Consider the following 16,305-nt stretch of genomic DNA (forward strand, 5'->3'; position numbering starts at 1 on the left):
CGCCCGGGCCAGACCACCATGCGCATTGTCATTCCCGACGACTACCAGGATGTAATCCGTACGCTCGATTGCTTCGGCAAGCTGAGCGGGCATGCTGTCAGCGTCCTTCATGAGCACGCACCTGCCACGCTGGAACAACTTGCAGCACGCTTTGCCGATGCCGACGCCCTGGTACTCACCCGTGAACGCACACGCATCGACGCCGCCTTGCTCGACCGCCTGCCCAACCTCAAGCTGATCAGCCAGACCGGCAAGGTGTCCAGCCACCTCGACCTGGCTGCCTGCACCGCGCGCGGCATTGCCGTGACCGAGGGGCGGGGATCGCCGGTAGCGCCTGCCGAACTGGCCTGGGCGCTGATCCTCAATGCCCGCCGGCAACTGGTGCCGGCCATTGATGCCTTCCGCCAAGGTCAATGGCAGGTCAACCTGGGTCAGGCGCTGGCCGGGCAGACGCTGGGCATCTGGGGCTATGGCAAGATCGGCCAGCGCCTGGCGCGTTATGCGCAGGCCTTCGACATGCCCGTGCTGGTGTGGGGCAGCGACAGCAGCCGCGCCGCAGCCAAAGCCGATGGCCACTCTGCTGCCGCCTCGCGCGAGGCGTTTTTTGCCGAGGCGGATATTGTCAGCCTGAACCTGCGCCTTTCGGATCAGACACGCCATGGGGTGACCTTCGACGACCTGTCCCACATGAAGCCCGACGCCTTGCTGGTGAACGTCAGCCGCGCGGAACTGATTGCACCAGGCGCATTACTGCAGGCATTGGATGCCGGGCGGCCGGGCTACGCGGCGGTGGATGTTTATGAGGAAGAGCCGTTACTCGACCCGGCCCATCCCCTGCTGCGCCACCCACGTGTACTCAGCACGCCCCACTTGGGGTATGTGGAGAAGAACGGCTACGAGCTGTACTTCGGTGACGCCTTCGACAATGTGCTGGCGTTTTTCGAAGGGGTGCCGAAGAACGTCGCCAACCCGCAAGCTTTGGCACTTCAACGCTTGAACCCAGTGCAGCCTTGAGGTTGCACTACCCAAGCAGGTGCAGCCCCAGCGTAAACACAGCCACGGCCAAGGCGACCAACGACACTCCATGACGTTCCAGATACGCTGACCAACCGGGCGCTGACTGCGACGCGCATCCACATTGGTGCTTGGCCAGGCCGGTCAACCGCGTCTCCACACTGTCCATGCGGTCTGCCTGGGCGCTGGTTGCCAGTACGAGCTTCTTCAGCGCCGTGGTCACCGTGATGGACAGCTCCTCCCGAGCCTGGTTGCTGGCGGCCAGTTGCTGCTGGCACTGCTCAAGGCTCTTGCGGATCGCCCCTTCTTTCTGCACGCGGGCCAGGGTACTTGCCACCAGCTTTTTGTTCAGCGCCTCGATACTGGCCTGCAGTGCTTCGTGTTCGGTGGCCCGCAGGGTCGAAGCGTCCGCCTCAAGGTGGGGCTCGTGCATCCTGTTCCCACTCGCCTCGGCAAGCGGAGTCAGGGTGCCGTGTTCATGTAGCTGGTTCATCAATCACTATCCGGATACTGCGGTAAGGGGCGAGAAGCTATCAAATTGACATCATCGGATCCACTGATGAGTCGCGCAATTCGCGGCTTTCGTCAGAACGTGCGCGTACACTTGCCTTCATGCCACTCGCAGGAGCCGCTTCATGCCCTACCCCATTGAAGAAAAACTGGTCATCGGCGTTGCCTCGAGTGCGCTGTTCGACCTCTCCGTTTCCGATGACATCTACCAGACACAAGGTGTCGAGGCCTACCGCCAACATCAGGAACAGAACCTGGACGAGCCGTTTCCCAGGGGGGTGGCGCTGCCGTTCATTCGCCGCTTCCTGAGCATCAACAAGGCATTCCCCGACCAGTTGCCGGTGGAAGTGGTGCTGCTCTCGCGCAACTCGCCGGAAACCGGCCTGCGGGTGTTCCGCTCCATCAGCCACTATCAGCTGGACATCACCCGTGCGGCATTCATGTCAGGTCGCTCGCCCTACGAGTACATCCCCGCGTTCAATGCTTCGCTGTTCCTCAGTGCCAACGAGGAAGATGTGCAAAAGGCCATCGACGCCAACTACCCTGCCGGGCGTGTGCTGCCTACGCGCATCTACGATGATGAAATCGACACCGAGCTGCGGGTGGCCTTCGACTTCGATGGCGTGATTGCCGACGACGAGGCAGAGAGTGTGTACAAGCGCAACGACAACCTGGACGACTTTCAGGAACACGAGCGCGTGCACAAGGGCACCCCGCATTCGCCGGGGCCTTTGGCAGACCTTTACCGCAAGCTCTCGCGGATACGCATGCTGGAGGACCGCAAGCTGTCCGAAGACCCGACGTACCAGCGGATCCTGCGCATTGCCATCGTCACGGCGCGCAACGCACCTTCGCATGAGCGAGTAGTGACGACCTTGAAGGATTGGGGCGTATCGCCGGATGAGTGCTTTTTTCTAGGCGGTATGGATAAACCCAGAGTGTTGTCGATATTGAAGCCACATGTGTTTTTCGACGACCAGCGCACGCACTTGCAATCGCCAGCGGGGAACCTGCCGATGGTGCATGTACCGTTCGGGGTGGCGAACAGGGTGCGCTCGCCTCAGGCACCAGACCCGCAGCAGGAACAACTGTCAATTTGCGAATTGTCACGCGAGCCATAAACCGCCAGAGCGACACCCTTGACCCACGCCCGCTCGCCGCCGCATGCTCGAGCGCTTCCACCCACGCTCAAGGAACGATTGCATGAAGCTGGAAACGCTTGCCATCCATGCGGGCTTCAGCCCCGACCCGACCACCAAGGCGGTGGCCGTACCGATCTACCAGACCACCTCCTTCGCCTTCGATGACACCCAGCACGGCGCCGATCTGTTTGACCTGAAGGTTGCCGGCAACATCTACTCGCGCATCATGAACCCCACCAACGACGTGCTCGAGCAGCGCATGGCCGCCCTGGAAGGCGGGGTTGGCGCGCTGGCCGTTGCCTCGGGCATGGCGGCTATCACCTACGCCATCCAGACCGTCGCCGAAGCCGGCGACAATATCGTCTCGGTGGCCAAGCTGTACGGTGGCACCTACAACCTGCTGGCGCACACCCTGCCGCGCATGGGTATCCACACCCGCTTCGCGGCCCATGACGACATCGCCGCCCTCGAAGCGCTGATCGACGCGCGTACCAAAGCGGTATTCTGCGAGTCCATCGGCAACCCCGCCGGCAATATCGTCGATATCGCCGCGCTGGCCGAAGCTGCCCACCGCCACGGGGTACCGCTGATCGTCGACAATACCGTGGCCACCCCGGTGCTGTGCCGGCCGTTCGAGCACGGCGCCGACATCGTCGTGCACTCGCTGACCAAGTACATCGGCGGTCACGGCACCAGCATCGGCGGTATCGTCATCGACTCCGGCAAATTCCCCTGGGCCGAAAACAAGGAACGCTTCGCCCTGCTCAACACCCCCGACCCGTCCTACCACGGCGTCACCTACACCGAAGCCTTCGGGCCTGCCGCCTTCATCGGCCGCTGCCGTGTGGTGCCCTTGCGCAACACGGGCGCCGCGCTGTCGCCGTTCAATGCTTTCCTGATCCTGCAAGGCCTGGAAACCCTGGCCCTGCGCATGGAGCGCCATACCGAGAACGCGCTAAAGGTCGCCCATTACCTGCAAGCCCACGAGCAGGTGGCCTGGGTGAAGTTCGCCGGGCTGCCCGACCACCCCGAACATGAACTGGCCCAGCGCTACACCGGCGGCAAGCCGGCGTCGATCCTGTCGTTCGGTATCAAGGGTGGCCAAGCGGCTGGCGCGCGCTTCATCGACGCGTTGCAGTTGGTGGTACGCCTAGTGAACATCGGCGACGCCAAGTCACTGGCCTGCCATCCCGCTTCCACTACTCATCGTCAGCTCAACGACGAGGAACTGGAGAAGGCCGGCGTGCCACGGGACATGGTGCGCCTGTCGATCGGCATCGAACACAGTGACGACATCATCGCCGACCTGGCCCAGGCCTTGGAGGCCAGCCGCGGCTGATTCCTCCGCGCCCTACCCAATGTCGAAGGCGGGCGCACCTTCATCAAGCCTGGATGCACCCGCAATGACCCTGTTTTACCTGAAACTCACCATCACCCCCCTGCTGATGTGGGCCATCTCCCTCGCCTCCCGGCGCTGGGGCGGCCTGCTAGGCGGTTTGCTGTCCGGCCTGCCGATCACCTCGGCGCTGGTGATGACCTTCCTGTGCCTGGAACAGGGCACGGCCTTCGCCCTGGGCGCGTTGCCCGGCGCACTGGGCGGCCTGGCGGCGGTGCAGGCCACCTACACCGTCTACCTGCTGGCCACGCGCACACTCGGCATCGCCGTGGCCGTACTGCTGGCGTTGCTGTTCTATGGCCTGGCGGCCTATGCCTTTACCCACTGGGGCAGCCTGTACCTGTCGATTGCAGTGGCGTTGGCGCTGATCGGCGTGCTGATCCGCGCCAGCAGCCGCGAGCCCAAACCTGATACCTTGGCCCGCCCCCGGCACCGGCACTGGGAAATCCCGTTGCGCATGGTATCTGCCACTTCCCTGCTGATGATCACCACCAGCCTGGCCAGTTGGCTGGGCCCGGCGACCAGTGGGATGCTGGCGCCCATTCCGGTGATTGCGTGGCCACTGGTGGTGTTCGCCCATGTGCAGGGCGGGCGAGCCGGGATGGCGGCGATGGTGCGGGGCAATGCGATCGGCGCGGTGGGAGTGATTGCGTTCTATCTGGTCTTGGCGGGGCTGCTGGAAACGTGGGGCGTTGGTGTGACCATCGGGCTGGCCATGCTGTGCGCTGTGGTGCTGACCATTGGGCTGGCCGCTGTGTTGCGGCGACGTTGATAGCCCGTTGGGGCTGCTTCGCAGCCCATCACAGGCAGCCAGCGCCTGCAGGAACCGAGCGCACTGCTCGCACCTGCGGTCTTAGTCGAACGCCCCGTTCAACACCTCATAGATGATCCCGGTCGCCACGGCGACCAGAATCAGGTCTGCGCCCGCTTGCATCCACTCATACCCGTCGTAGTGAGGCAGCTGCCCCAACAGACGGCCATCCAGTTTCTTGGCGATACCAGGTGGCAGGGGCTTGCCGCGGGCCAGGTTCTTCTGAATGCCTGGAGGCAATGCCGGGCCCGGGCTCCAGTAGTTGCGGTGGCCACCGAGGATACCCAATACATCGCCACGGTCGATGGACGGGCCGCCGTGCCAGTCATTGCCGCCGGCGCTCTGCTTGTGGCCGCCCGAATTGCCCTGGCCCTGGGCGTGCGGCGCCTGGCCCTTGCCGTGCCCCTGACCTTGGCCCTGGCCCTGGCCTTTGCCATTACCCGGGTCGGCGAGCACCGGGCCAGAGGCCAAGGCCACCGCCAATGAGGTGACAACGGCTGTCATGATTGTTGATCTGGCCATGTGAGCATCCTTTGCGAGAGAGGTTGCCCCACACTATAGACGGTGCGCACGCCTGCTTCACTTGCAACAGCCTCAGCAGGGAGGCTGACAAGGCAGGCACGCTTCGGCCACAATCGGTCGCCTGGTCCACGCTGGGAAGCACTGCATGCTCACTACCCTCGCCATCGGCAACTACCGCTCGATCAACCACCTGGTCCTGCCGCTGGGCCAACTCAACCTGGTGACCGGTGCCAACGGCAGCGGCAAATCCAACCTGTACAAGGCGCTGCGCCTGCTGGCCGAAACCGCACAGGGCGGTGTGGTCGAAGCCCTCGCCCGTGAAGGCGGGCTGGATTCGACCTGGTGGGCCGGCCCAGAAACCAGCGCACGAATGCGGCGCGGCGAAGTGCCCATCCAAGGCCAGCATCCGAGCGAAGCCAGGCGCCTGCGCCTGGGCTTTGCCACCGAGGACCTCGGGTTTGCCATCACACTCGGCCTGCCAATTCCCCTGCCGTATCCGACCGCGTTCATGCTCGACCCCGAAATAAAGTGCGAGGCCATCTGGGGCGCTGGCGCCTATCGGCCCTCGTCCTTGCTGGTCGAGCGCAAGAACGCCTTGGTGCGGGCCCGCGAGGGCAACAGCTGGGCGGTGCTTGATCAGCATGCTGACAGCGGCGAGAGCTTCTTCAACATCGTCGGCCGGCCCCGCCAGGCACCGGAAATCGGTGACCTGCGCGCATTCATCAATAGCTGGCGGTTTTACGATCACTTCCGGATTGACCGTGATGCGCCTTGCCGTCAACCCCAACTGGGCACTCGCTCGCCGGTACTGCATCACGACGGGCGCAACCTGGCCTCGGCGTTGCAGACCATTATCGAAATTGGCGATGTGGAGGATCTGGTGGAAGCGCTGAATGACGCGTTTCCCGGCAGCCGTCTGGAGATCAATGCGCCACCTGGCGGGCTGTTCAGTGTAAGGCTGCACCAGCACGGTCTTTTGCGCCCGCTCGAGGGTGCTGAATTGTCGGACGGCACCCTGCGTTATCTTCTGCTGATGGCCGCCCTGCTTACACCACGGCCGCCATCGCTGATGGTCTTGAACGAACCGGAAACCAGTCTGCACGCGGACCTGCTTCCGGCCTTGGCGCGGCTGATCATTCGTGCATCACGCCGTAGCCAGGTTTGGGTGGTATCGCACAGTGCGCCATTAATCAACGCGCTGGCAGCCTGTGACGGGTGCAATGTGCTAGAGCTGGAAAAAATACAAGGGCAAACCCAGCTGCGGGGGGTTGGGTTGCTGGATGAGCCGCTGTGGCGCTGGGCTGACTGAATTCAAGGACGGTATGAGCCCGGCATGACTAACCGGCCCCGGTAATCTCATCCATGAACTGGGTAAGAAAGGTTTCAAGCCGGGTATGACGCTCGGCAGCAAGGCGAGCCCCTTCTTGGGTTTTAAAGCCCGAGGCGAGCTTGAGCAGTTTGGTCTGGAAGTGGTCGATGGCATACGCCCCGTCCTGGTACGCCCTCTGCTGCGCGAAAGGATTCTCGAAGTCATAGAGCGCCGACCCCATTCGCCCGGAGACGTAAAAACACCGGGCAATACCCACCGCGCCTATGGCGTCAAGCCGGTCACTGTCCTGAAGGATGCAGGCCTCAAGTGTCAGCGGTTCGAGTCCTGCCGAGTAACTGTGTGTTTTGATCGCATGCACTACTTGCTCAACGCGCCCACTCGGCCAGCCCATCTCAGCAAGGGCTGATGCAGCCTTGTTCGCCGACAACGTCGAAGCCTGCCCACGTAACGGCGAATGCTTTTCCACTGCCACACAGTCGTGCAGCACCGTCGCCGCAAGCAAGATTTCAAGGTCGCCACCCTCTACCCGCTGGATCCGGTGCGCATTGACCCACACGCGCTGAATATGGGCCAAGTCGTGGGAGCCATCACGCTGGTCGGACGGCAGATACTTCAGCAAGTCAGTGGCAAGAGACTGATAAGGGGCAAACGCTTCGCGGGTCATCTTCGGTAGATTCCATTTCCGGTGAATGCACGGGTTCACGGGTGCCGTCCGGACGCTGCCTTGGGCAAGTACCGAGAGCCTGCATGTCGGTTTCAAAGCCTGTACAGCACTGGCAGGAGCAGCCTTGTGCTGCAATGAGGATGTTACTGCCAAAGTAATTCCTCAGTCCTATCAGCACCTTGCTACTAAGTATTTCCGTCAACAACACGTTTGTTACTGGGAGCACTTGTATTCGATCAGCAAGGAGTCAATGGATGTCCGCTCGCTTTTCCTCCCCCGCCACCCGTATTCGCCAAACCGCACTAGCGGTCAGCTTCGCGGGCTCGCTGCTGGGCACTGCAAATGCCAGGGCTGAGCCAGTGGATTACAGCACCCCGGCAGATTCGTTAGCCAGCGCTGAACAGGATGGCGCCATGGAGCTTGCGGCAACCACCGTCTCCAGCATGGCCCTGGGTGCCACCACCGAAGGCACCGGCAGCTACACCACCGGCTCGGTCAATACCGCAACCGGGCTGCGGCTGTCTGCACGCGAGACACCCCAATCGGTCAGCGTGGTCACCCGCCAGCAGATTGAAGACCAGAACCTGAACGATGTTGCCCAAGTGCTTGAACAGACACCAGGCGTGGTCGTTGACAGCATGGGGCCCGCCGGAAGCGACGCCAACCATATCTACGTGCGCGGCTTCGAGGTCGGCAGCATCCAGGTGGACGGCATCAACCGCCCCGATACCTTTGGCTTCAGGGACGACCTCTCCGACATGGTGTCGTATGACCGGGTAGAGGTAGTGCGCGGTGCCACGGGCCTGATGTCCGGCACTGGCGACCCGGGCGCCACCGTCAACCTGATCCGCAAGAAGCCGACCCTGGAAACACAACGCAAGCTGACCTTGAAAGCGGGCTCGTGGGACAACTACCGCACCGAACTAGACGTTTCTGGCAAGTTGACGCAAAGCGGCAATGTCCGCGGGCGTTTTGTCGCCTCCAATACCGACAGCCAGAGCTACGTCGACCGCCAATCGCTGGAACGGCAGGTGGCCTATGGGGTGCTGGAGTGGGACATCACCGACAGCACGATGCTGACAGCGGGTGCGGAATATCAGGAGATGGACAACGACGGGGCAGGCAACCACGGCTTCCCGATGTTCAATTCAGATGGCAGTCACTTCAGCCCCTCCCGCACGTTCAATTCAGCTTCGGACTGGAGCTATCACAAGCGTCGCACCAAGACGGTATTCACTACGCTGGAGCATCAACTGGACAACGGCTGGCAGTTGAAAGTGAATGCCGAACACAGCCGTCGCAGCTATGACGACACCTTTGCCACGGCTGCCAGCGGCACCGTCAAGCCCGATGGCAGTGGCATCAGCACCTGGACGGGGCGTTGGGCCGGCGAGCCCCGGCAGACCTCGTTCGACCTGTCGGCGTCGGGCCCGTTCGAGCTGTTTTCACGCGAGCACCAGGCCTACCTCGGGGCCAGTCACTACCGCGCCTACTACCGCAACGACGGTTACCCACTGTGGACGATCCAGACCATCGACAACATTTACACCTGGGACGGTTCGCTGGCGATACCAGACGCCATCCATGCCAAGTCCTCGGAGGACGCGCTGGATGAAACCCAGGACGGCCTGGTGGCTTCGGTACGCTGGAGCCTGGCCGATGACCTGTCGCTGATTACCGGGGCGCGGCTGATCGACTGGAAACGCGACGAAACCTCTACCACCCTGTCGTCCGGCGCGACAAGCCGCACTTCGCGTAGCGAAACCGGAGTCGTCACGCCCTACCTTGGCCTGGTGTATGACCTCAACGAGCACTGGTCGGCGTATGCCAGTTACACCACCATTTTCAAACCGCAGAGCAACAAGGATATCAACGGGACCTACCTGGACCCGTTGGAAGGCGTTAACTACGAGCTCGGTCTGAAGAGTGAGTTCTGGGACCAGCGCCTGACCGCGGCTTTCAGCGTTTTCGAGGTACACCAGGACAACCTGGCGGTAGCCGACGGAAGCAACCTGGCGCCAGACGGCAACCAGGCCTACCGTGCCGAGTCGGGTACCAAGACACGCGGTTTCGAGATGGAAATGGCGGGCGAGGTTTTGCCTGATTGGCAGGTCTCGGCCAGCTACACCTATGCGGTGAGCAAGGATTCGGATGGCGACCGCCTGAACACTGAAATACCGCGAGACACCTTGAAACTGTTCACCAGCTACCGCCTGCCGACCCTGCCACAGTTGAAGGTCGGGGGTGGTGTGCGCTGGCAGGGTACCGAGTATTACAAGAGCGCCGGGCCCAACAACGAAACGTTCACCCAGGACCCCTACAGCGTGGTCGACCTGATGGCTCAATATGCCTTCACGCCGCAGACCAGCGTTTCACTGAACCTCAACAACGTGTTTGACAAAACCTACTACACGGCGATTGGCGCGCGCGGCTGGTATGGCAGCCCACGCAGCGCCACGGCCACGTTGGTGTACGCGTTCTGACCCGCCAAGGCGACGCCTGATTGCCCCCTGAGTTCGCTGATCAGAACACCGACCATCCGATCCGCGAACTGAGCAGCTCAAGCGCCGCCATCCCGGCCAGGGAGTTGCCCGCAGCATTCAGCTCTGGCGACCACACGCATACGGTAAATTGCCCCGGCACGATCGCCACGATACCGCCACCCACGCCACTCTTGCCAGGCAAACCCACCCTGAAGGCAAAATTCCCCGCCTCGTCATACAGCCCGCTGGTGGCCATGATCGAGTTCACTTGTTGGGTCTGGCGCCGCGTCAGGATCTGCTCACCGCTGTGCTTGCAGAACCCATCATTGGCCAGGAAGCAGAATGCCCGCGCCAGGTCCAGGCAGTTCATTTGCAGTGCGCAGTAACTGAAGTAACTGCGCAGCACCGTCTCGACCTCGTTGTGGAAGTTGCCAAATGACTGCATCAGGTACGCCATGGCAGCGTTGCGCGCGCGAAACTGATATTCCGAATCAGCGACCCGGGTATTGATCGAGATGTGAGGGTTGCCTGAAAGCCGTCGGACAAAATCGCGCATCGACAACGTGGGGGCCGCGAAGCGCGACTGATTGATATCGCAGATCACCAATGCCCCGGCATTGATGAACGGGTTACGCGGCCGCCCGCGCTCGAACTCCAGCTGCACCAACGAGTTGAACGGCTGCCCCGAAGGCTCATGCCCCAGCCGCTCCCAAATGGCTTCCCCCGAATGGCCAATGGCCTGAACCAGGCTGAACACCTTGGAAATGCTCTGCACCGAGAATGGCACCTGCGCGTCGCCTGCGCAGTGATAACTGCCATCGTTGCCATAGACAGCGATGCCCAGCTGGTTCGCCGGCACGTCCGCCAGCGCGGGAATGTAGTCAGCGACTTTGCCCTTGCCGATCAAGGGACGTACTTCTTCGAGAATCTCGTTCAACAGCGTTTGCATGGAAGGCCCTGTATCAATCCCCAGACGACGGCGAGGGGCAGTCTTCTTGACGAAGACCGAGCGGGAGAGATCACACATTCAGAAACAAATCACCGTAAGCGTCGTCATCGCCAGGAAGATCGCCGCGCGTTACGGCCGTGAAGGCAGCTGTAAAAAGCTGCGAGGGCCGGCCACGCGCCGCACCGATGTTGTGGGAATTTCCCCAACGATCCGGCCATCACGCGGCTGGCTGGGTAAAACGGATCGAAGCGTGGATTGGGGTTTCAAAAATCAATGAATACGGCGAGTGCACTGAGCAGCAAACAGAGGCTCGCGACAGCCGTTAAATGCACGCGCATCGGCAGATACCACCCAGGCACCGCTTGCGCCAGTTTGCGATCCTGCCAAAGATGGCCGATAAAACCAAAGGTCAACACTAGACACCCCACCGGCACAGGCAGCAACGCGCCAACCCAACCGATCAGGGCCGGTATAACGCTCCACACCAGTCGCTCTTGACGCTGCTTCGCGGGCAACCCCTGCAACGTCATGGCGAACCCCCAGTGCAGGGCACCGACGAAGCTCAATATCACCGCGCCATAGCCAACCAGCATCATCGAGAAAAACGCTCGATACTCAGCCCAAAAAAGGATGAGCAGCGTCAAACCAATAAACGGCAGCAGACCGCCGTACCCCAGGGCAGCGAAGCGGCTTGGAGATAACGCAGTAGCATCGGTATTCATCTGGGCGCCCCTTCGCGACGGTTCAGGACCGGACGTCAACTGTGTCGTCCAATGAGGTTAAGGAATTCGTGCCGCGTAGAGGGGTCGTCGCGAAATTCACCTAACATCACGGATGTCATCATCACCGAGTTCTGCTTCTCTACCCCGCGCATCATCATGCACATATGCTTGGCTTCGATCACGACCGCCACTCCTGCAGCATCCGTGACTTCCTGCACGGCATACGCGATTTGCCGCGTGAGGTTTTCCTGTATCTGTAAACGACGAGCGAACATGTCCACCACGCGTGCAACCTTGGAAAGGCCTAACACGCGTCCTGTTGGCAGGTACGCGACATGAGCCTTGCCAATAAACGGCAGCATGTGGTGTTCGCACAATGAGTAGAGCTCAATGTCACGCACCACAATCATTTCATCGTTTTCACTCTCGAACAGAGCACCGTTTACAACCTCGTGAAGATCCTGGGCATACCCGTTGCACAAGTACTGCATCGCTTTTGCCGCACGCTGGGGTGTGTCCAGAAGCCCTTCGCGCTGCGGGTTCTCACCAATGCCGACGAGGATTTCATGAAAGTGCTCGGCTAACGAATGTGACATTTGGACTCCTCACCGCTACAGCGGTGCCCGCCATCGGGATGTGGTAGCCAGGCCAAGCGTGGCCTCAATCGACAGAACAGCCTGTAAAGAACCGAAAACAGGGGACGTAGCGGGCGCCAGGCCAGTGGCGCGACCCACAGGCCCACATCGGCAGCACGCCAACTCCACAAGGTGGCGTCCAAGCCTGTAACCCAGTGCCCGCTCGCGAACCTTCCATGCAGGCATGACCTCAGTTGTTCAACCGTGAAGCCCAATGCCCCTGCATCGAAATCATCAGCACTGATGTCAACCAGGGTGAGCTTTCCACCGGTCGAGTGCCTGCGCAGGAAGGCGATCTCCCGAGCGCACAATGGGCAGGCGCCGTCGAAGTACAGGGTGAAGGGCCACTTGCAATACATGTACAACCTCTCATGCTTGTACAGATTTTTGTATAAGTTAGCTGAAACCAGGAAATTCGCAATGGGGGGGGTTATAGGGGGGCTGGGGGGTGTTCGCCGGTGGATTTGTGTTGCCGGTGAGATCGAGCGCCGCCCGCGCGGCGCATCGCGAGCTGCGCTCGCTCCTACGTTTGTTTCGGGCCAGTAATGCCTGTGAGAGGCGCGCGCGACCGCCTTGTTTGTACGACGCGATATCGCGCCATGCGCCAAGGCGTTCGCGCGCAAATCCCCAGGAATCATTGGCCCGAAACAAACGTAGGAGCGAGCGCAGCTCGCGATGCGCCGCGCGGGCGGCGCGCGATCTCACTGCCACCAAACCTCCCATGGCAGTTAGCTGAAACCAGGAAATTCGCAATGGGGGGTATAGGGGGCTGGGGTGCTCGCCGGTGGATTTGTGTTGCCGGTGAGATCGAGCGCCGCCCGCGCGGCGCATCGCGAGCTACGCTCGCTCCTACGTTTGTTTCGGGCCAGTAATGCCTGTGAGAGGCGCACGCGACCGCCTTGTTTGTACGACGCGATATCGCGCCATGCGCCAAGGCGTTCGCGCGCAAATGCCCCAGGAATAATTGGCCCGAAACAAACGTAGGAGCGAGCGCAGCTCGCGATGCGCCGCGCGGGCGGCGCTCGATCTCACTGCCACCAAACCTCCCATGGCAGGCACCCTCCACTCGCCGCAACCAGATTTGCTAAGATCGCGGCATTCCCGCTGGGTGAACTGCGTATTCACTCGAGCCCTTTGCAGCCTGCTGGAACACCCGATGAACAAACTGATCCTGCCTTTCACCATCTTCGTTAGCGTCATCATCACAGGGAAGATCGCCGAGCATTACGGCCTGGAGGGCAGCTGGAAAGTCGGCCTACTGTGCCTCGTTGCAGCTGCCGTCCAGATCGCGGTTACCCGCTTTCAGCGCCACCAGCGGCACAAAGCCGAGCTTTAAAGGGCGCGGGGCCCTCTGGATGATCACGTTATGGGGACCTTTCTTTCACCCAATTTTTACAGTGGCTTGGGCAGGATGAAGCTATCCCTACGTGATAGTACTTAGCCCGCCTCGGCGGGCTTTCTTTTGCCCGCATATTTCCTATCGACGTTTTGAGGAACGGGAGCGGGTCGAAAAATCAGAAATTACCCCTTCCTTGTAGGCCATTTCCCAAAGATACTCCTCGCGCCTGATTTTCGTTGCACATGGAAATAGTCAGCCCTAGTCTCGATCCGTCGCTGCCAATTCAGCGACCGGTTTTGACAGACCGCTGACGTTGTCCTCATGTGCTCGCTTTCATGGCGGCTGTACGTGTGGGCACCCTGTGGTGCGCCGAGTGCCAACGTCTCGGTCTGTCAACCCGCGTACAGCTGCCACCATCTTGTTTGACAGCAAGGTTGAGGTAGCTCCACTTTCCGACGTTGGAGTTACGCCATGCTCAAGATCGTTCCAGATCCACCCCACAGAACCCTCTGCCTTGAAGACACCCTGATCCAGGCCACGGATTACGCGCTTTGCGCGGCGACCGTCGTGCATCAGGCAATGCTGCTGCAGCCCAAGTCACCCGCGTCGATTCTGATGATGGCCTCGATGCATGAACTGGAGACCTTGAGAGCTTTACTCGAGTCCGCAATAGCCCAAGTGCAGATGCCCAGTGAGCCTCGGACTATGCATTGACGTGTCGCTGATGTACTGCCTGGGCCGGCCTCTCTGCGGATACCCCCTCCCAGGCACTCCCTCAGCCTTGAAGACTGCCGTGCTCCTGTAGGAGCGGTTCACCCGCGAATAGGCCCGTACAGGCTGAAGCAATCTTGGGGAAACTGAACAATGTCCACAGAAGAAACCAAATTCACCGTCGGCAAAACCACCTTCTACCAAGGTGAAAACCAGACCCATCCCCTCTTCCGCATCGAAGCCGGTATCCCTTGCCAAAGCGCACGTGAACAGGCGTCCGAGCTGATGGGCTATGCACGGGACATGACCCTGGATGGATTGATGGAAGACAAACCTCAGTTGATCTGGGCTTCGCACTACCTTTGCGCTTTGGCCAAGGCGCTCATGGATGATGCTGAACTGGGCATGATGCGCTGAATGACTCATTTTTGACTGGGTGCCTTCAAGACCTATGCGACTCCCGGTTTTGAAGGCGACTCAGCGACCTAACCCCTGCCCCTTTCTTGCTAGACGTGATCCAAGATTCAGCTCCATCGATTGCGACATCAAAGCCGAACCCACACGCAAAGGCTCCGGTGCTTTGGCCTCAGAAGCGCTCATCACCGATAGCCGGCAAGATCAGCTCCCGTACGAACGAAGCCCCGGACAAGCGCAACAGCGCGTCGACCATAGTGACCACATCATGCACCGGTACCTGGCGCCGCTCGCCACGTGCTGCGGCTTGTGCCAATGGAGTGTTCAGGGAGTCGTCGGTATTCAGATAACCCAGTTGAAGCACGGTCACCGCCAGGTTGTCATCCCTAAAACCTTCGCGCAGCGCATCAGCCATGCCGTTGAGGGCGAACTTTGAGGCGCCAAACGCTACCTCCGGGCGCCCACTCTGGCGAAGAGCTGAGGTCGAACCGGTGAGGATCAACTGCGGCCGGGGCGCGCCAAGCAACTTGGGCACCAGGCGCTTGAGCAGAAGCAGCGTGGCCGTGATATTCACCTCGACCAGCCTGGTGATCGATTCGTCGCTGTCGTCAAGGAATGCATAGTGCTCACTGAAGGCGTGTTCTTCCCAGATGCCAACGTTGTAGATCAGGACATCCAGATCGGCAGGAGTCCGATCCGCGATCTGTGCTACAGCCGCCGTTGGCTTGGCAAGGTCGGCATCGACCCACTGCAGATCGATGCCCGGGGCAAGGGCCAAGTCTGGCGGCTGATTGCGTGATACGCCGATCAGCGTGTCCCCTGGCTTGCCGAGCCCTTCGAGCAAAGCCCGGCCCAACCCTCTGCCGGCGCCTACGATCATCATCTTCATCTGTTGCTCCTTTTAACTGAAATGCTCCAAGCTTCCCTGGGCCGCTCAACTCCACCGGACATTCAGTACGACGAAGTGCAGCAGGATCCAGACCATCAACAGCAGATGGGTCAGTTGCAACCCTTCCTGGCGGATCCAGTAGCCGAACCATATCCCGCCCAGCAGCATCGCGAGCAGGAACCCGAGCGCTGCGCTCAAGGCCAGGTTCAACCAGGGCCGCGCCACCTCCAAGCCGGCGCCAAGCAGCAGTTCATAGCACCCGACCCAGGCCGCGAGAGCGGCGGCTGCCTGTGTCAGCACTATGATCGACAAGGCCAAGCGATGGATGGCGTGAGAGGTCATCGCTCGCACCAGCAGAGGGAGGCTGATTCCGGGAGGTTGGGCCAGCGGCGCCATCGACATGGTCTCCCCGATCGCCCCGGCTGAGCTGGCAAAGGCCTGCAGGTTGTTGATCAGGCTGATACTCAGCCACAGGCTCAAGCCAACGCAGCAGGTGATCTGGAAAATCAGCAGTGAAGTCGGAGTGTCCATTCCTGGTCCTTTGTGAGTTCGTTTCCGAAAGCAGCGAGAGCGTCCGGACGCCACTCTAAAACCTTGACTTAACTCGAGGTCAATACCGGTTTTCCAATAAGGCAGCCAGGGGCGACAACCTCAACCGTTTGTTCAAGCCGCCTGTAAGTCTTAGAAGTTTGTCGAGGTCTTGGGCGACCGACCGAGCCGCGCCGATCAACGCCACAGGTATTACCCACTGGAGGATCCGGGATAGAGCCAACC

Annotated in this window: 19 protein-coding genes; 10 read left to right on the forward strand and 9 right to left on the reverse strand. The window is 60.9% G+C overall.

What is annotated here, in order from left to right:
- The first annotated feature begins 18 nt into the window (after positions 1–18).
- On the forward strand, positions 19–1,014 hold the full coding sequence (locus GST84_16135) for a D-2-hydroxyacid dehydrogenase family protein (GenBank protein ID XGB13777.1): 996 nt from the start codon (positions 19–21) through the stop codon (positions 1,012–1,014).
- A 7-nt stretch (positions 1,015–1,021) separates the two neighbouring features.
- Here the strand turns inward: GST84_16135 and GST84_16140 are convergent, their stop codons facing one another.
- Positions 1,022–1,507, reverse strand: coding sequence for a hypothetical protein (locus tag GST84_16140; GenBank protein XGB13778.1), 486 nt, complete (start codon positions 1,505–1,507; stop codon positions 1,022–1,024).
- Positions 1,508–1,649: 142 nt separating this feature from the next.
- Between GST84_16140 and GST84_16145 the strand changes: the two genes are divergently transcribed.
- The 3 genes from GST84_16145 (at position 1,650) to GST84_16155 (ending at position 4,834) form a co-directional block, all read left to right on the forward strand.
- Positions 1,650–2,645 carry a 5'-nucleotidase gene (locus GST84_16145; protein ID XGB13779.1) on the forward strand — a complete coding sequence of 332 codons (996 nt, stop codon included), beginning with the start codon at positions 1,650–1,652 and terminating at the stop codon, positions 2,643–2,645.
- Between the two features lie 82 nt (positions 2,646–2,727).
- Positions 2,728–4,005, forward strand: coding sequence for a bifunctional O-acetylhomoserine aminocarboxypropyltransferase/cysteine synthase (locus GST84_16150; protein XGB13780.1), 1,278 nt, complete (start codon positions 2,728–2,730; stop codon positions 4,003–4,005).
- 64 nt (positions 4,006–4,069) lie between these two features.
- Positions 4,070–4,834: a hypothetical protein gene (locus GST84_16155; GenBank protein XGB13781.1), complete on the forward strand. Its 765-nt coding sequence runs from the start codon at positions 4,070–4,072 to the stop codon at positions 4,832–4,834.
- An 81-nt stretch (positions 4,835–4,915) separates the two neighbouring features.
- Here the strand turns inward: GST84_16155 and GST84_16160 are convergent, their stop codons facing one another.
- Entirely contained in the window at positions 4,916–5,395 is a 480-nt protein-coding gene (locus GST84_16160) for a hypothetical protein (GenBank protein ID XGB13782.1), read from the reverse strand.
- Between the two features lie 145 nt (positions 5,396–5,540).
- Between GST84_16160 and GST84_16165 the strand changes: the two genes are divergently transcribed.
- Complete coding sequence (locus GST84_16165) at positions 5,541–6,704, forward strand: AAA family ATPase (GenBank protein ID XGB13783.1); 1,164 nt, start codon at positions 5,541–5,543, stop codon at positions 6,702–6,704.
- Positions 6,705–6,732: 28 nt separating this feature from the next.
- Here GST84_16165 and GST84_16170 read toward each other — a convergent pair whose 3' ends face one another.
- Complete coding sequence (locus GST84_16170) at positions 6,733–7,389, reverse strand: HD domain-containing protein (GenBank protein ID XGB13784.1); 657 nt, start codon at positions 7,387–7,389, stop codon at positions 6,733–6,735.
- A gap of 254 nt (positions 7,390–7,643) precedes the next feature.
- Between GST84_16170 and GST84_16175 the strand changes: the two genes are divergently transcribed.
- Positions 7,644–9,872 (forward strand): TonB-dependent siderophore receptor, encoded by a 2,229-nt coding sequence (locus GST84_16175; GenBank protein XGB13785.1) that lies wholly within the window; start codon positions 7,644–7,646, stop codon positions 9,870–9,872.
- 40 nt (positions 9,873–9,912) lie between these two features.
- Here GST84_16175 and glsB read toward each other — a convergent pair whose 3' ends face one another.
- Positions 9,913–10,821: a glutaminase B gene (glsB, locus tag GST84_16180; GenBank protein XGB13786.1), complete on the reverse strand. Its 909-nt coding sequence runs from the start codon at positions 10,819–10,821 to the stop codon at positions 9,913–9,915.
- 46 nt (positions 10,822–10,867) lie between these two features.
- Between glsB and GST84_16185 the strand changes: the two genes are divergently transcribed.
- On the forward strand, positions 10,868–11,098 hold the full coding sequence (locus GST84_16185; protein ID XGB13787.1) for a hypothetical protein: 231 nt from the start codon (positions 10,868–10,870) through the stop codon (positions 11,096–11,098).
- On the opposite strand, the gene GST84_16190 is transcribed toward GST84_16185, so the two are convergent.
- The 3 genes from GST84_16190 to GST84_16200 are packed head-to-tail and all read right to left on the reverse strand — an operon-like array spanning position 11,085 to position 12,537.
- On the reverse strand, positions 11,085–11,543 hold the full coding sequence (locus GST84_16190) for a DUF3429 family protein (protein XGB13788.1): 459 nt from the start codon (positions 11,541–11,543) through the stop codon (positions 11,085–11,087). The genes GST84_16185 and GST84_16190 overlap by 14 nt on opposite strands.
- A gap of 35 nt (positions 11,544–11,578) precedes the next feature.
- Positions 11,579–12,139 carry a GTP cyclohydrolase I FolE gene (gene folE, locus GST84_16195; protein ID XGB13789.1) on the reverse strand — a complete coding sequence of 187 codons (561 nt, stop codon included), beginning with the start codon at positions 12,137–12,139 and terminating at the stop codon, positions 11,579–11,581.
- Positions 12,124–12,537, reverse strand: a complete 414-nt coding sequence (locus tag GST84_16200; GenBank protein ID XGB13790.1) for a DUF393 domain-containing protein — start codon at positions 12,535–12,537, stop codon at positions 12,124–12,126. Before GST84_16200 ends, folE begins: the two co-directional genes overlap by 16 nt.
- Before the next feature lie 797 nt (positions 12,538–13,334).
- Between GST84_16200 and GST84_16205 the strand changes: the two genes are divergently transcribed.
- The 3 genes from GST84_16205 (at position 13,335) to GST84_16215 (ending at position 14,645) form a co-directional block, all read left to right on the forward strand.
- The gene (locus GST84_16205; protein XGB13791.1) at positions 13,335–13,514 is read left to right on the forward strand and encodes a hypothetical protein; all 180 of its coding nucleotides are present in this window, start codon (positions 13,335–13,337) and stop codon (positions 13,512–13,514) included.
- Positions 13,515–13,988: 474 nt separating this feature from the next.
- Positions 13,989–14,231, forward strand: a complete 243-nt coding sequence (locus GST84_16210) for a hypothetical protein (protein ID XGB13792.1) — start codon at positions 13,989–13,991, stop codon at positions 14,229–14,231.
- Positions 14,232–14,381: 150 nt separating this feature from the next.
- A complete protein-coding gene (locus GST84_16215) occupies positions 14,382–14,645 on the forward strand; it encodes a DUF3077 domain-containing protein (protein ID XGB13793.1) in 264 nt (87 codons plus the stop codon).
- A gap of 169 nt (positions 14,646–14,814) precedes the next feature.
- On the opposite strand, the gene GST84_16220 is transcribed toward GST84_16215, so the two are convergent.
- Together GST84_16220 and GST84_16225 are read right to left on the reverse strand one after the other, a co-directional pair.
- Complete coding sequence (locus GST84_16220) at positions 14,815–15,531, reverse strand: SDR family NAD(P)-dependent oxidoreductase (GenBank protein ID XGB13794.1); 717 nt, start codon at positions 15,529–15,531, stop codon at positions 14,815–14,817.
- A gap of 45 nt (positions 15,532–15,576) precedes the next feature.
- A complete protein-coding gene (locus GST84_16225; protein XGB13795.1) occupies positions 15,577–16,062 on the reverse strand; it encodes a DUF2165 family protein in 486 nt (161 codons plus the stop codon).
- Positions 16,063–16,305: the final 243 nt, after the last annotated feature.

The organism is Pseudomonas putida (genome assembly GCA_041879295.1).
GTDB classification, from domain to species: domain Bacteria; phylum Pseudomonadota; class Gammaproteobacteria; order Pseudomonadales; family Pseudomonadaceae; genus Aquipseudomonas; species Aquipseudomonas putida_Y.

Coding starts and splice junctions, on each gene's coding strand:
- GST84_16135 (XGB13777.1), top strand. CDS start 19: ATGCGCATTGTCATTCCCGACGACTACCAGGATGTAATCCGTACGCTC.
- GST84_16140 (XGB13778.1), bottom strand. CDS start 1,507: ATGAACCAGCTACATGAACACGGCACCCTGACTCCGCTTGCCGAGGCG.
- GST84_16145 (XGB13779.1), top strand. CDS start 1,650: ATGCCCTACCCCATTGAAGAAAAACTGGTCATCGGCGTTGCCTCGAGT.
- GST84_16150 (XGB13780.1), top strand. CDS start 2,728: ATGAAGCTGGAAACGCTTGCCATCCATGCGGGCTTCAGCCCCGACCCG.
- GST84_16155 (XGB13781.1), top strand. CDS start 4,070: ATGACCCTGTTTTACCTGAAACTCACCATCACCCCCCTGCTGATGTGG.
- GST84_16160 (XGB13782.1), bottom strand. CDS start 5,395: ATGGCCAGATCAACAATCATGACAGCCGTTGTCACCTCATTGGCGGTG.
- GST84_16165 (XGB13783.1), top strand. CDS start 5,541: ATGCTCACTACCCTCGCCATCGGCAACTACCGCTCGATCAACCACCTG.
- GST84_16170 (XGB13784.1), bottom strand. CDS start 7,389: ATGACCCGCGAAGCGTTTGCCCCTTATCAGTCTCTTGCCACTGACTTG.
- GST84_16175 (XGB13785.1), top strand. CDS start 7,644: ATGTCCGCTCGCTTTTCCTCCCCCGCCACCCGTATTCGCCAAACCGCA.
- glsB (XGB13786.1), bottom strand. CDS start 10,821: ATGCAAACGCTGTTGAACGAGATTCTCGAAGAAGTACGTCCCTTGATC.
- GST84_16190 (XGB13788.1), bottom strand. CDS start 11,543: ATGAATACCGATGCTACTGCGTTATCTCCAAGCCGCTTCGCTGCCCTG.
- folE (XGB13789.1), bottom strand. CDS start 12,139: ATGTCACATTCGTTAGCCGAGCACTTTCATGAAATCCTCGTCGGCATT.
- GST84_16200 (XGB13790.1), bottom strand. CDS start 12,537: ATGTATTGCAAGTGGCCCTTCACCCTGTACTTCGACGGCGCCTGCCCA.
- GST84_16205 (XGB13791.1), top strand. CDS start 13,335: ATGAACAAACTGATCCTGCCTTTCACCATCTTCGTTAGCGTCATCATC.
- GST84_16210 (XGB13792.1), top strand. CDS start 13,989: ATGCTCAAGATCGTTCCAGATCCACCCCACAGAACCCTCTGCCTTGAA.
- GST84_16215 (XGB13793.1), top strand. CDS start 14,382: ATGTCCACAGAAGAAACCAAATTCACCGTCGGCAAAACCACCTTCTAC.
- GST84_16220 (XGB13794.1), bottom strand. CDS start 15,531: ATGAAGATGATGATCGTAGGCGCCGGCAGAGGGTTGGGCCGGGCTTTG.
- GST84_16225 (XGB13795.1), bottom strand. CDS start 16,062: ATGGACACTCCGACTTCACTGCTGATTTTCCAGATCACCTGCTGCGTT.